Source organism: Streptomyces sp. NPDC101227, from assembly GCF_044767545.1.
Lineage (GTDB): Bacteria > Actinomycetota > Actinomycetes > Streptomycetales > Streptomycetaceae > Streptomyces.
In genome coordinates this window covers 19491-33648 of record NZ_JBIWOD010000011.1, presented here as the reverse complement: position 1 = coordinate 33648, position 14158 = coordinate 19491, and the positions used below count along the sequence as shown (strand labels likewise).

General features: G+C 71.3%; 14 protein-coding genes. 12 read left to right on the top strand and 2 right to left on the bottom strand.

Going from position 1 to position 14158, the window contains the following annotated elements; all coding sequences use genetic code 11:
* Positions 1-47: 47 nt before the first annotated feature.
* On the bottom strand, positions 48-884 hold the full coding sequence (locus tag ACIRPT_RS24870; RefSeq protein ID WP_403830683.1) for an NAD(P)H-binding protein: 837 nt from the start codon (positions 882-884) through the stop codon (positions 48-50).
* Between the two features lie 81 nt (positions 885-965).
* Here ACIRPT_RS24870 and ACIRPT_RS24865 point away from each other — a divergent pair, with 81 nt between their 5' ends.
* The 10 genes from ACIRPT_RS24865 (at position 966) to ACIRPT_RS24820 (ending at position 12144) form a co-directional block, all read left to right on the top strand.
* On the top strand, positions 966-1952 hold the full coding sequence (locus ACIRPT_RS24865) for an AraC family transcriptional regulator (protein ID WP_403830681.1): 987 nt from the start codon (positions 966-968) through the stop codon (positions 1950-1952).
* 241 nt (positions 1953-2193) lie between these two features.
* On the top strand, positions 2194-2799 hold the full coding sequence (locus ACIRPT_RS24860; RefSeq protein ID WP_403830679.1) for a hypothetical protein: 606 nt from the start codon (positions 2194-2196) through the stop codon (positions 2797-2799).
* 191 nt (positions 2800-2990) lie between these two features.
* On the top strand, positions 2991-5210 hold the full coding sequence (locus tag ACIRPT_RS24855) for an NADP-dependent isocitrate dehydrogenase (RefSeq protein ID WP_403830677.1): 2220 nt from the start codon (positions 2991-2993) through the stop codon (positions 5208-5210).
* A gap of 136 nt (positions 5211-5346) precedes the next feature.
* Positions 5347-6027, top strand: coding sequence for a ribulose-phosphate 3-epimerase (rpe, locus tag ACIRPT_RS24850; RefSeq protein ID WP_403830674.1), 681 nt, complete (start codon positions 5347-5349; stop codon positions 6025-6027).
* A gap of 199 nt (positions 6028-6226) precedes the next feature.
* Positions 6227-7216, top strand: coding sequence for a sugar-binding transcriptional regulator (locus tag ACIRPT_RS24845; RefSeq protein ID WP_403505108.1), 990 nt, complete (start codon positions 6227-6229; stop codon positions 7214-7216).
* A 74-nt stretch (positions 7217-7290) separates the two neighbouring features.
* Complete coding sequence (locus ACIRPT_RS24840) at positions 7291-7737, top strand: ribonuclease domain-containing protein (RefSeq protein WP_403830672.1); 447 nt, start codon at positions 7291-7293, stop codon at positions 7735-7737.
* Positions 7734-8177, top strand: a complete 444-nt coding sequence (locus ACIRPT_RS24835) for a barstar family protein (RefSeq protein ID WP_403504848.1) — start codon at positions 7734-7736, stop codon at positions 8175-8177. The genes ACIRPT_RS24840 and ACIRPT_RS24835 overlap by 4 nt, the downstream gene beginning before the upstream one ends.
* A gap of 163 nt (positions 8178-8340) precedes the next feature.
* Entirely contained in the window at positions 8341-9780 is a 1440-nt protein-coding gene (locus tag ACIRPT_RS24830; protein ID WP_403830670.1) for a GuaB1 family IMP dehydrogenase-related protein, read from the top strand.
* Positions 9781-10205: 425 nt separating this feature from the next.
* Positions 10206-11678, top strand: coding sequence for an amino acid permease (locus ACIRPT_RS24825; protein ID WP_403504854.1), 1473 nt, complete (start codon positions 10206-10208; stop codon positions 11676-11678).
* A gap of 10 nt (positions 11679-11688) precedes the next feature.
* Positions 11689-12144, top strand: a complete 456-nt coding sequence (locus tag ACIRPT_RS24820) for an Lrp/AsnC family transcriptional regulator (RefSeq protein ID WP_403830668.1) — start codon at positions 11689-11691, stop codon at positions 12142-12144.
* Positions 12145-12180: 36 nt separating this feature from the next.
* Here the strand turns inward: ACIRPT_RS24820 and ACIRPT_RS24815 are convergent, their stop codons facing one another.
* Positions 12181-12648, bottom strand: a complete 468-nt coding sequence (locus tag ACIRPT_RS24815) for a nuclear transport factor 2 family protein (protein WP_403504859.1) — start codon at positions 12646-12648, stop codon at positions 12181-12183.
* Positions 12649-12841: 193 nt separating this feature from the next.
* Here ACIRPT_RS24815 and ACIRPT_RS24810 point away from each other — a divergent pair, with 193 nt between their 5' ends.
* Together ACIRPT_RS24810 and ACIRPT_RS24805 are read left to right on the top strand one after the other, a co-directional pair.
* Positions 12842-13051, top strand: a complete 210-nt coding sequence (locus ACIRPT_RS24810) for a hypothetical protein (protein ID WP_403830665.1) — start codon at positions 12842-12844, stop codon at positions 13049-13051.
* A 214-nt stretch (positions 13052-13265) separates the two neighbouring features.
* Positions 13266-14066, top strand: coding sequence for a carbon-nitrogen hydrolase family protein (locus ACIRPT_RS24805; RefSeq protein ID WP_403830663.1), 801 nt, complete (start codon positions 13266-13268; stop codon positions 14064-14066).
* Positions 14067-14158 lie beyond the last annotated feature (92 nt).

The window sequence follows — 14158 nt, the reverse complement described above, 5'->3', positions numbered from 1 at the left end:
AACGGGTCAGCGCTTCGCGAATGTTCGTCGGCCGTGGGTTGGTTGGGTCAGCTCCAGTGACCTGCGGCGGAGGTCTCGGCGACGTAGTCCTCGAACCTCCGGGCCGGCCGACCGAGGGCTCGTTCCACGCCATCGGAGACCGCGGAGCCCCGGCCGTCGCGGATGGCCACGAGGACGCCGGTGAGCAGTCGCGCGACATCGGCCGGGACGCCGTCGGAGACGCAACGCTCGACGAAGACCTCGGGGGCGACGTCGACGTGACGGATCGTGCGCCCGGTGGCCTCGCTGATGAGGTGGGCCGCCTCACCGAAGCTGATCGCTCGCGGGCCGGTCAGCTGGTAGATCTGGCCGCTGTGCCGGTCTTCGGTCAGCGACGCCGCGGCGACCTCAGCGATGTCCTCCGCGTCGACGAACGGCGTGCGCCCGTCACCTGTGGGCAGGGACAGGGTCCCGTTGAGGATCCCCGGCAGCCAGGAGGATTCGCTGAAGTTCTGGGAGAACCAGTCCGGTCGCAGGATGGTCCATCCGACGCCGCAGCCGCGCACGGCCTGCTCGGCGACCTTGAGGGGGTGACTGTCGTCGGCATGACCGACGCCGTGGGCCGACAGCAGCACCACTCGCCGCACGCCTGCGCCGACCGCCTCGGGCACGAACCTCGGCATGCGCGCCCGGCGGTCCACGCCCGTGCGCAGATTCGGCTCCAAGACGTAGACGGCTGCAACGCCGTCGAGGGCCTGCGCCCAGGTAGTTGGGTCGTCGAGGTCGAAGGGAATGTCGCCGCTGGTGCGGGACGCCGTGCGGACCGGCCGGCCGTCGGCCTTCAGGCGCCGGGCGATGCGGCGACCGGTCTTGCCGGTGCCGCCGAGGATGAGGATCTTCTCCATGCCTCCAGAGAACTCCAGGGACGGAAGACGATCCATGGGAGAACGTCGCAGATGCCTTTGTGATCGTCTAGCGTCGTCGGCGTGGACGTTCTGAGCGATCTGCTGCACCGGGCCCGTGCCAGGCACGCGCTGATCCGACAGTTGATCCAGCGCCCGCCCTGGTCCATGACCTTTGCTGACGCTCCTCCGCTCACGGTCGTGGCCACGCTCGGCGGCCCCGCATCGGTCCGGCTCCACGACTCCGACGTCGCGCCGGTGCTCCTCGCCTCGGGCGACATCGCCCTTCTCAGCGGAACGGGCCCCTACACGATCGCTGACGGGCCGTCCACCCTGCCCCAGGTCGTGGTCCGCGGGGGAAGGAAATACGTCGTCGGCAGGGGCGAGGAGGGGGCGGGGGCCCATCGGAGCGTGGCCCCCCGTACCTACGGCGACGGTCTGCCCGGGGCAACGACCATGCTCCGGGGTGCCTATGAACTCCGTGGCGACGTGGGCGACCGCCTGCTCGATATGCTCCCGCCGCTGGCGGTCGTGCCTGCCGGGCCGCGGACCCGTGCGGCGCTGGACATGCTCGCCACCGAGGTCGCCCGCGAGGAACCCGGTCAGGATGCCGTCCTGCACCAACTGCTGGATCTCGTGCTCGTGCTGGCGCTGCGGGCATGGTGCGCCAAGCCACAGACGACGCTCCCCTCCTGGTACGGGGCGCTGACCACTCCCGCCATCGGCGACGCGCTGCGCCTGCTGCATGAGGAGCCCGTCCACCGATGGACGGTCGGCGAGCTGGCCGCCAAGGTCGACATGTCTCGCGCCGCCTTCGCCGCTCGTTTCACCCACCTGGTCGGCGAGCCCCCGCTCACGTACCTCACCGGGTGGCGGATGGTCCTGGGGGCGGACTTGCTCCGGGACACGGAGGCAACCGTCGCAGCCGTGGCCCGCGAGGTCGGGTACAAGGACGCGTTCGCCTTCAGCGTGGCCTTCAAGCGTGCCCGCGGGGTCAGCCCCTCGGTCTGGCGCCGGCGGGTGCGCCGGAGCGGTCCAACCTCGCTCGCTGAGGAAGTGACACGCTCCTGAGACAACAGCTAAGCGACACGACCTGAGACAACGAGAAGAACCGCAGGTCACAGCATCGTCGTCTGACAGCGAAGCCGAGAACCTACGCAGGCGCCCCCTGGCGCCTGTGTCTGCGCCCCCGCTCCGCCGTGCGGCGGAGGGGCATCGGCCTGAGGTGCGATGTGCGGCGGGGCCGCGCTCGGGATCGTGGTGATCGGCGGGGAACTCCCCGCCCACGACGCCACGTCCCGTGGAGGAATTCATGCCCCGCATTCGCCTGCGCCGCCCTTTCGCCGCCGCTGCCACCGCCCTCGCCGTCGGTGCGGTGACCGTGCTGACCCTGGGGGGTACGGGTGCGGCCACCGCGGCCGAGGGCGGTCCCCGGACCGGTGCTCAGGCCGTCCGGCACACCGTCGACGAGCCCCTGCTCAAGGGATCCGGCAAGCTCGAGCGCGATGCGGGCGACAACGCCCACCTCACCGTTGACGCCCATGGATTCGCCGGCAATGCGCGCGGCACCTTCTACGTCAGCCACCACGTCGGCGCGAAGTGGGGCGGTTACTTCAAGGGCCGTATCGACTGCCTGCTGACCGGCGGCCCGGTCGCCGTCGTCACCGGCGTCGTGTCCGAGTCGCACTTCACGGATGCACCGGGCATGCCGCACGTCGGTGACCTCAAGGGCAAGCGGCTCGGCTTCACGGTGCTGGACGACGGCAAGAAGGACCGGCTCGGCTACAGCTGGGCCATCGACGGCCTGCCGAAGAAGAGCGTCGGCAAATGCGAGAGCAGCGCCCCGTTCGAGACCCTGGAGAAGGGTGACTTCACGGTCCACCACTGGATGCCGCCGCGCGGCACCGCCGGGCGCTGAGTGCCGCTGGTCCGGCGGATCAACGGGAGCGTCTGGCGGCGGGGCCCGCCCAGGGCCCCCGCCGTCGCCGGCCCGGGGTGACACGTCTCTCCCCCCGCTCGTCCCGGGCGCTGTCGAGAGGGGGGCGATCACGAGATATCTTGATGTCGAGCAATGTTGGAGACGTGGAGAGACCTGGAGCGGAGCACCCGGTGACTGACTCGACCATCATCTATACGCACACTGACGAGGCTCCGGCCCTGGCGACGTATTCGTTCCTGCCTGTGATCCAGGCATACGCATCGACCGCCGGCGTCACTGTGGAGACCCGCGACATCTCCCTGGCCGGACGCATCATCGCCCACTTCCCCGAGTTCCTCGAGGAGGGCCAGCGCATCGACGACGCGCTGGCCGAGCTGGGCGAGCTGGCCAAGACGCCCGGGGCGAACATCATCAAGCTGCCGAACATCTCGGCGTCCATCCCGCAGCTGAAGGCCGCCGTTGCCGAGCTGCAGGAGCAGGGCTACGCGCTGCCGGACTACCCGGACGACCCGAAGACCGACGCGGAGCGGGACATCCGCGCCCGTTACGACAAGGTCAAGGGCAGCGCCGTCAACCCGGTGCTGCGCGAGGGCAACTCCGACCGCCGCGCGGCCGCGGCGGTGAAGAACTACGCCAAGGCGCACCCGCACCGGATGGGTGCCTGGTCGGCCGACTCGAAGACGAACGTGGCGACCATGGGCGTCGACGACTTCCGCTCCACCGAGAAGTCCGCGGTCATCGGCGAGGCCGGTGCGCTGCGCATCGAGCTGCACGGCGACGACGGCAGCACCACCGTGCTGCGCGAGTCGGTGCCGGTCCTGGCGGGCGAGGTCGTCGACGCGTCGGTCATGCGCGTCGCGGCGCTGCGGGAGTTCCTCACGGCGCAGGTCGCCCGCGCCAAGGCCGAGGGCGTGCTGTTCTCCGTGCACCTCAAGGCCACCATGATGAAGGTCTCCGACCCGATCATCTTCGGTCACGTCGTACGGGCCTTCTTCCCGGACACCTTCGCCCAGCACGGTGCGGCGCTCGCCGCGGCCGGGCTCACCCCGAACGACGGTCTGGGCGGCATCCTCAAGGGCCTGGAGTCCCTGCCCGAGGGCGCGGCGATCAAGGCGTCCTTCGAGGCCGAGCTGGCCAAGGGCCCCGAGCTGGCGATGGTCGACTCCGACCGCGGCATCACCAACCTGCACGTGCCGAGCGATGTCATCGTCGACGCCTCGATGCCGGCCATGATCCGTACGTCCGGCCACATGTGGGGCCCGGACGGCGCGGAGGCCGACACCCTCGCGGTCATCCCCGACAGCAGCTACGCGGGCATCTACCAGGTCGTCATCGACGACTGCCGGGCCAACGGCGCGTACGACCCGGCGACCATGGGCTCGGTGCCGAACGTCGGTCTGATGGCGCAGAAGGCCGAGGAGTACGGCAGCCACGACAAGACCTTCGAGATTCCCGCCACGGGTACCGTGCGGGTCGTCGACGAGGCCGGCAACGCCGTGCTGGAGCAGGCGGTCTCCGCCGGCGACGTGTTCCGGATGTGCCAGACCAAGGACGCGCCGATCCAGGACTGGGTCAAGCTCGCCGTCACCCGCGCCCGCGCCACCGGCGATCCCGCGGTGTTCTGGCTCGACGAGGGCCGCGCGCACGACGCCGGTCTGATCGCCAAGGTCAAGCAGTACCTCCCGGAGCACGACACCGACGGCCTGCAGATCGAGATCATGGCGCCGGTCGACGCGATCCGCTTCTCCCTGGAGCGCATCCGCCGCGGCGAGAACACCATCTCGGTCACCGGCAACGTGCTGCGTGACTACCTGACGGACCTGTTCCCGATCCTGGAGCTGGGCACCAGCGCCAAGATGCTGTCGGTCGTGCCGCTGATGAACGGCGGCGGCCTGTTCGAGACCGGCGCCGGCGGCTCCGCGCCCAAGCACGTCCAGCAGCTGGTCAAGGAGAACTACCTGCGCTGGGACAGCCTGGGCGAGTTCCTCGCGCTGGGGGTCAGCTTCGAGCACCTGGCGCAGACCACGGGCAACGCGCGCGCCCAGGTGCTCGCCGACACCCTCGACCGTGCGACGGCGACGTTCCTGGAGAACGACAAGTCGCCCAGCCGCCGCCTCGGTGGCATCGACAACCGCGGCAGCCACTTCTACCTCGCGCTGTACTGGGCGCAGGAGCTGGCCAAGCAGACCGACGACGTGCAGCTCGCGGAGGCGTTCGCGGCCCTGGCCAAGACGCTGACCGAGCAGGAGCGGACGATCGTCGACGAGCTGATCGCGGTGCAGGGTTCGCCCGCCGCCATCGGCGGCTACTACCAGCCCGACGTCGCCAAGGCCGCGGCCGTGATGCGTCCGTCGGCGACCCTCAACCAGGCGCTGGCGACCCTCGCCTGACGCAGGTCACCACCGCACCTTCCGCCCCGGCCGGTACCCCCGGCCGGGGCGGTTGCGCGTGTGCACAGGGGCGGGCGGCGCGGGGCGGTGGACGCCCGCCTCCGTCGGCCCCCGGGCGGGGCGCCATACTGGTGGCATGGCCTTGATCAACCCCAGCATCCTGTCCGCCGACTTCGCCCGCCTCGCCGAGGAGGCGAAGGCCGTCGAGGGCGCCGACTGGCTCCACGTCGACGTCATGGACAACCACTTCGTCCCGAACCTCACGCTCGGCGTGCCGGTCGTCGAGTCGCTGAGCAAGGCGACGGACACCCCCCTCGACCTGCATCTGATGATCGAGGACCCGGACCGCTGGGCGCCGCAGTACATCGAGGCCGGGGCCGGTTCGGTGACCTTCCACGTGGAGGCCGCGGCGGCGCCCGTACGGCTGGCGCGGGAGATCCGGGCCAAGGGCGCGCGGGCCTCGATGGCGCTGAAGCCCGCCACCCCGATCGAGCCGTACGAGGACCTGCTGCCCGAGCTCGACATGCTGCTGATCATGACCGTGGAGCCGGGCTTCGGCGGCCAGGCGTTCCTCGACATCATGCTGCCGAAGATCCGCCGCACCCGTGAGCTGATCTCCAAGCACGGACTCGAGCTGTGGCTCCAGGTGGACGGCGGGGTCTCCGACGCGACCATCGAGCGGTGCGCGGAGGCCGGCGCCGATGTGTTCGTGGCGGGCTCGGCGGTCTATGGCGCGGACGATCCGGCCAAGGCGGTGCGGGATCTGCGCGAGAAGGCCGCGGCGGCCACGGCCGCCGGCTGGGGCTGCGCCCACTGAGGCGGGAGGGGTGCACGGGACGGGCCGCCTCCTGTGAGGCGGGTCGTGCCGCCGGTTGTCCGAGTCGCAACCGAGCGTTCACGGCCGCCGCAGCGGTCATGGTCCCCGTACACCTCCGGTTTCTGAAAGGATGAGCAAAGACTCGATCAGATGCGCAAAAGGGGAGAATTTCGTGGTAGCCAGCCGCCCACAGTCCGGAATGGGCCCCGCCGAGCTGGTGCAGGCGGCGGCGATGGCCCGCCGCTTCTATCTTGAGGGCAAGTCCAAGATCCAGATCGCGGACGAGTTCGGCGTCAGCCGGTTCAAGGTCGCCCGTGTGCTGGAGACGGCGCTGGAGCGCGATCTCGTACGGATCGAGATCCGGGTGCCCTCCGAACTCGACGCCGAACGCTCCGATGCGCTGCGGGCCCGCTACGGCCTGCGGCACGCCGTCGTCGTCGAGTCGCCCGCCGACGCTTCCGAGGACGCCGCCGACCCGGAGAACCTCGGCGAGGTCGCGGCCGACCTGCTGGGCGAACTGGTCGCCGAGGGGGACGTGCTCGGCCTGGCCTGGGGCCGGTCGACGATCCATATGGCCGCCGCGCTGCACCGGCTCCCGCCGTGCACCGTCGTCCAGCTGACCGGCGTCTACGACGCGGGCACCGCCGACCGCGGCTCGGTCGAGGCGGTACGCCGCGCGGCCGATGTCTCCGGCGGCGAGGCCCACCCGATCTACGCCCCGATGCTGCTGCCCGACTCGGCGACCGCCGCCGCGCTGCGCGGCCAGACCGGCATCGCCCGCGCCTTCGAGTACTTCGACAAGGTCACCGTCGCCTGTGTCTCCATCGGCTCCTGGGAGCCGGGCGTCTCGACGGTCTACGACATGCTCTCGGAGGAGGAGCGCGAGCACTACGCCTCGCTGGGCGCGGCCGCCGAGATGTCCGCGCACCTCTTCGACACCGAGGGGCGGCGGATCGGCCGGGACCTCGGCGAACGCTGCATCACGGTGGAGGCCGACCGGCTGCGCCGTATCCCCGAGGTCGTCGCCATCGCGGGCGGCCGGCGCAAGGCCGCGGCGATCGGCTCGGTGCTCCGTTCCGGGCTCGTCACGAGCCTGGTGACGGACACCGCCGCCGCCGACCACCTGCTGCTGGAGACCGGCCCCGGGCCGCGCCCCGCCCTCGACCGGGCGGACCCCGACGGCGCCTGACGCAGAGCCAGGGCCCGCCTGCGCCGCCGATCACCGGCGGGCAGCGCGGGCGCGGCTGTGACAGCATCGGCGCCATGGAGATCAGCTCCACCCCGCGCCGGACCGCAGCCCTCATCGGCGCGCTGCTCGCCGGGCTGCTGCTGGCGCTCACCGGATGCTCCACGGGCGTGGGCCGGCAGGCGAGTTCACCGACGACCGTGTCCGGCGTCCCCGGCTCGCCCCGCGTTCCCGGCTGGGCCGAGGGGATGCACCTCGTCCCCGCGGGCGAGCTGCCCCCGCAGGCGCGCGACACCCTCCGGCTCATCGACGCCGGCGGCCCCTTCCCGTACCCCCAGGACGGGACCGTCTTCGGTAACCGCGAGCGGCATCTGCCCGCGCATCCCCGCGGTTATTACCACGAGTACACGGTCCCCACCCCCGGCTCCCCGGACCGCGGCGCCCGCCGCCTGGTCACCGGCGAGGGCCACGAGACCTACTACACCGAAGACCACTACCGGACTTTCCAGGCGGTGTTGCGATGACGGGTTCTGTGCCCCGGCCACTGGCGGCCGTGCTCGACGGCAGTACGCCCCCGGGGGTGCTGCCCTGGCCCGGCGACCGTCCGCTTTCGGATGCGCTGGCCGCCGCCCGGGACGCCGGGTGGAGCACCGCGACCCTCGATCTCGAAGGGGCCGTGGACAAGGCGGAATTCATGGACCGGTGCGCCCGGTCGCTGCGGCTGCCGCAGTGGTTCGGCCGGAACTGGGACGCGCTCGCCGACTGCCTCACCGATCTGTCCTGGTGCCCGGCCGACGGCGGCCGGCTGCTGGCGCTCACCGGCTGGCAGGGGTACGCGGCGGCCGTACCGGAGGACTGGAGCGTCGTCGAGGGCGTGCTCGCGGACGCGGTCGGATACTGGCGCGGAACGGACACCGGACTGGCCGTGATCATGGCGCGCGGCAGGGCGCGGCCGGGTTCGTAGAAACGTCCAGGGGTATGTGTGCCATTACACCAAGGGAACACCGGTTCGCATGTTCCGGCGGTGATGAGGGATGATGTCCTAGGAGCCGCAGCCTGACCCGGGATACGGTTCGGTGCTGACTCCCCACCGGCCCAGACGTAAAACCGCAGGTGAGAGAGCCAGTATGCGTTTCCTGAACGATGCCAAGCCGCCGTACGACCTGACGTACGACGATGTGTTCATGGTGCCCAGCCGTTCGGCTGTGGGTTCCCGTCAGGGTGTGGATCTTTCCGCGCCCGACGGCACCGGCACCACCATCCCCCTCGTCGTCGCCAACATGACGGCGATCGCCGGCCGCCGGATGGCCGAGACCGTCGCCCGTCGTGGCGGCCTCGTGGTCATTCCGCAGGACATCCCGCTCGACGTCGTCACCGAGGTCGTGACCTGGGTCAAGCGCCGGCACCTCGTGCTGGACACCCCGATCGTGCTGTCCCCGGTCTCGACCGTCGCGGACGCCCTGTCGCTGCTGCCCAAGCGGGCGCACGGCGCGGGCATCGTCGTCGAGAGCGGCCGCCCGGTCGGCGTCGTCACCGAGCACGACCTGGCCGGGGTGGACCGCTTCACCCAGGTGTCCGAGGTCATGTCCAAGGACCTGCTCGTCCTCGACGCCGACATCGACCCCCGTGAGGCCTTCAACCGCCTCGACGCCGCCAACCGCAAGCTCGCCCCGGCGGTCGACGCCGACGGCATGCTGGTCGGCATCCTGACCCGCAAGGGCGCCCTGCGCGCCACCCTCTACACCCCCGCCACCGACGCCGAAGGCAAGCTGCGGATCGCCGCCGCCGTCGGCATCAACGGCGATGTGGCGGGCAAGGCCAAGGCGCTGCTGGACGCCGGCGTGGACACCCTCGTGGTGGACACCGCGCACGGCCACCAGGAGGGCATGCTCAGCGCGGTCAAGGCCGTCCGGGCGCTCGACCCGCAGGTCCCGATCGTGGCGGGCAACATCGTCGCCGCCGAGGGCGTACGCGATCTGATCGAGGCCGGCGCGGACATCATCAAGGTCGGCGTCGGACCGGGCGCCATGTGCACCACCCGCATGATGACCGGCGTCGGCCGCCCGCAGTTCTCCGCGGTGCTCGAGTGCGCCGCCGAGGCCAAGAAGTACGGCAAGCACGTCTGGGCCGACGGTGGCGTCCGCCACCCGCGCGATGTCGCGATGGCGCTGGCCGCGGGCGCGTCCAACGTCATGATCGGCTCGTGGTTCGCCGGCACGCTGGAGTCGCCGGGCGACCTCCAGCACACCGCCGACGGCCGCCCGTACAAGGAGAGCTTCGGCATGGCCTCCGCCCGTGCGGTGCAGCGCCGTACGAGCGAGGAGTCGGCCTACGACCGGGCCCGTAAGGGTCTGTTCGAGGAGGGCATCTCCACCTCGCGGATGTTCATCGACCAGGGGCGCCCCGGCGTCGAGGACCTGATCGACTCGATCATCGCGGGCGTCCGCAGCTCCTGCACCTACGCGGGCGCGGGCTCCCTGGAGGAGTTCGCCGAGAAGGCCGTGGTCGGCGTGCAGAGCGCCGCCGGATACGCCGAGGGCAAGCCGCTGCACGACAGCTGGAGCTGACGCTCCGGGAAGTGGCCCCGCACCGTCGACCGACGTCGACGGTGCGGGGCCACTCGCGTTTCCGGGCCGGCCCGCCGCCCGGGCTTCACGGCGATTTTTGACGCCTCCGCGCAACGAACCACCGCCCGCCCCGCCGGTGCGCAACGATCCTTCGCCATTGCGCAAGGAACCCGCATTACGGCAGGTCAACGCGGGGCCGTAAGGTTCACCGCGGTACGTGGAGTGGCGGAGGCCGTCTGCTCGGCGGTCTCCCCTTTGCGTGGGTTGCTTCGGCATGCCCGCGTCCGGACCGCCGTCGGTCGCCGCCATCCGTCTCCGTGAGGGCCCACCGCAGTGGGCGCCGTCCGGAACCCGTCATCGGAACCGTCAACGGAATCCCGCATGGATTCCGCCATCCGACCGGCAGCGATAAAGGAGCCACCCCAGTGTTGGAGCACGGCGCAGCCCCGCCCGCAGGGGCCAGCGACACCCGGCCACCTAGCCCAGGCGGTCCCCTCACCCGCCTGATGCGGCGCAAGCCGGTCGAACGGCTGGTGGCCGAGGGCGGCCAGGGAGAGGGCGGCACGCTCCGCCGCTCGATGGGCATGTGGCAGCTGACCATGATCAGCATCGGCGCCACGCTGGGCACCGGCATCTTCGTCGTCCTGGGCCAGGCCGTCCCGGACGCCGGACCCGCGGTGATCATCTCGTTCGTCATCGCCGGCATCACCGCCCTGTTCTCCGCGCTGTCCTACGCGGAGCTGGCCGGCACCATCCCGGTCTCGGGATCCTCGTACTCCTACGCCTACGCCACCCTCGGCGAGCTGGTCGCCTGGATCTGCGGCTGGTGTCTGATCCTGGAGTACGGCGTCTCGGTCGCGGCCGTCGCCGTGGGCTGGGGGCAGTATCTGAACGAGCTGCTGGACGGCACCTTCGGATTCACCATCCCCGACGCGCTGTCCCAGCCGCCCGGTGACGGCGGCATCTTCAACCTTCCGGCCCTGCTGGTCGTGATGCTGGCCATGGTCTTCCTGCTGGGCGGGGCCAAGGAGAGCGCCCGGGCCAACACCATCATGGTGGCCGTCAAGATCGTCGCGCTGCTGCTGTTCTGCGGCGTCGCCATCCAGGGCGTGCGCTCCGGGAACTACGCCGACTTCATGCCGCTGGGCATGACGGGCGTCAGCGCCGCGGGCGCCACCCTCTTCTTCTCCTACATCGGCTTCGACGCCGCCTCCACGGCCGGCGAGGAAGCCAAGAACCCGCAGCGCGACCTGCCGCGCGCGATCATGCTCTCGCTGATCATCGTCACCGCGCTGTACTGCCTGGTCGCCGCCATCGCGGTCGGCGCGATGCCGTGGAAGAAGTTCCAGGGCTCGGAGGCCGCCCTCGCCGGGATCATGAAGGACGTCTCCGGACAGGACTTCTGGGCCGTGCTGCTCGCCTTCGGTGCCGTCATCGCCATCGCCAGCGTCGTTCTGACCGTCCTCTACGGCCAGACCCGCATCCTCTTCGCGATGTCCCGGGACGGCCTGGTGCCCAAGGTGTTCTCCAAGGTGCACGCCAAGAGCGGCGCCCCGCGCGCCAACACCGTGATCGTCTCGGTGTTCTGCGGAGTGCTCGCCGCGGCGATCCCGCTGGGCCAGCTGGCCGACGCCACCAGCATCGGCACGCTCTTCGCGTTCGCGCTGGTCAATGTGGCCGTCATCGTGCTGCGTCGCAAGCGCCCCGACATGCCGCGCAGCTTCCGTACGCCGCTCTCCCCCCTCTTTCCCGCGATCGGCTTCGTGCTGTGCGTCTACATGATGGGCAGCCTCGACGTCGTGACCTGGGTGGTCTTCGGAGTCTGGATGGCCGTCGGCCTTGTGATCTACTTCGGATACGGCATGCGCCGCTCCCGATTGGCCACAGCAGAGAAGTGATCCACCCGCAGTGCGACTGAACGATCTCGACGAACGCATCGTCCACGCCCTCGCCGAGGACGCCCGCCGCAGCTACGCCGACATCGGCCAGGAGGTCGGACTCTCCGCCCCGGCCGTCAAGCGCCGGGTGGACCGGCTGCGGGCCGAGGGCGCCATCACGGGATTCACCGTGCGGGTCGATCCGGCCGCGCTCGGCTGGGAGACCGAGGGGTTCATCGAGCTCTACTGCAGCCGCAACACCTCGCCCGAGGCGATCCACCGCGGCCTGTCGCGCTACCCGGAAGTGGCGTCCGCCTCCACCGTCACCGGTGAGGCGGACGCCATCGTCCAGGTCTTCGCCTCCGATATGCGGCACTTCGAGCGGGTACTGGAACGGATCGCGGGCGAGCCGTTCGTGGAACGGACCAAGTCCGTGCTCGTGCTCTCGCCGCTGCTGAGGCGGTTCGGGTCGGGGGCCCCGAGCTAGGAGCCAGGCCCCCTCCGGCCCGGCCGCGTACGCCGGCTATGCCCCCAGGCCCGCCGGCATCCGCGGCGGGGTGCCCCGGGTCCACACGATGCGCAGCGACGTGGCCGCGATCCGCCAGCCGTCCGGGGTCCGCACCAGCTCACTGTCGGCGTGACCCGCCGAGATGAAGACGTCCCCGGAGCCGTCCGCCAGGACATGGGTGCTGAGCTGGGCGCCGCGCGCGGTCGCCCGGTCGCCGTCGATCTCCAGGACGGCGTTGGTTCCCAGATGCACGGTTCCCTCGAACAGCGCCATACCGCGCTGGACGTGTGCCAGCAGGGCGCCGCGGCCGTGGACCGTGCCGATCGGCATCTCGGCGGTCACCTCCTCGGTGTGGAAGGCGCGGGCCCATGCCTCGTCGAAGTGGCCCTCGTCCAGGGACCGGAGGTAGCGGTCCAGGAGGTCGGTGATCTCGGCGCGGTCGGTGAGCTGCTGAAGTCGGCGATGCATCGCTTCGGTGTCCATGGGTCCGAGGTTGCTACCTGAAGCGGACTTGAGGTCAAGTGTCGCCACGGCCTGAGTCGGCCGCCGGGCCGCAGCCCGTACGCCACCGTCGCACCCACCACCAGCACCGCGACCGCCGCGATCCGGTGGCCGAGCGCCGCACCCAACTCCGTTGCCACGTCCTGGAGTTCGGAGCCCATGCGGGCCTGGCCGGGTGGCACGGACGCCACGATGGCGGGCCCGCGATGAGCCGCGCCGCAAGGTGATCGCGACCGTCCCGACCCTCGCGGCCCCGCCGAGGATGGTGCGCGACAGCGACGCGATCGGTCCGGGCGCCGAGCGGACCGCCGCGGCGGCGCTCCGCGCGCCGGGGCTGCGCGGACCCGTCCGCGACGCCGCCGCGGCAACCGTCCGCGGGACGTGAGGGGGACGTGAGCGAGGCCGTCGGTCACGGCTCGGCCGTGGGCTGACGACCCCCGCCCGACCTGTGCGAACGCCACGGCGCAACGAATCACCGCCGAGCCCCTTGAACGCGCAACGAATGCTCCGTCGACGCGCAACGGTGGCGCCTTGTCCGGAATCGGCGGCGGCCCGTACCGTCAATGCGTCCCGCCCGCACCGTCCCGCCGAGGGGTTCCATGCCGTCCCTGCACACCGCCCTGCTCCAGAGTTCGGGACGGCCCGGCGATGTCGCGCACAACCTGCAGGTACTCAAGGATGCGGTCCGAGCGGCCGCTGCCAACGGCGCCGGGCTGCTCGCCTGCCCCGAGCTGTTCCTGACCGGCTACGCCATCGGCGGCGACGTCCACCGGCTCGCCGAGCCCGCCGACGGCGACAGCGCCCGGGCCATCGGCGAGATCGCCGCCGAACACGGCATCGCGGTGCTCTACGGCTACCCCGAGCGCGCCGACGGCGACACCGTCTACAACTCCGCGCAGCTCATCGGCCCCGGCGGCGAGCGCCTGGCGAACTACCGCAAGACCCACCTCTTCGGCTGCTTCGAGCGCGAGTGGTTCACCCCTGGCGAGCAGCCCGTCGTCCAGGCCGAGCTGTCCGGCGTCCGGATCGGCGTGATCATCTGCTACGACGTGGAGTTCCCGGAGAACGTCCGGGCGCATGCGCTGGCCGGCACCGATCTGCTGCTGGTGCCCACCGCGCAGATGCACCCCTTCCAGTTCGTCCCCGAATCCGTCATCCCGGTCCGCGCCTTCGAGAACCAGATGTACGTCGCGTACATCAACCGGGTCGGCGCGGAGGGCGAGTTCGAGTTCGTCGGCCTGAGCTGCCTGGCCGGCCCGGACGGTGTCGTCCGCACCCGCGCCGGCCGCCACGAGCAGCTGGTGCAGGCCGAGGTCGACGCAGGCTTCCTGAAGGAATCCCGGGCGGACAACCCGTATCTGCACGACCGACGGCCGGAGCTGTACGGCCCGCTGACGTGACCCGCCCCGCCTGACCCACCCCACCGGAACACCCGGTCCGGCCGCAGCCCGCCCCCGGTCTGCGCCGCCCTGCCCCGCCCGCTGTGCCCCGC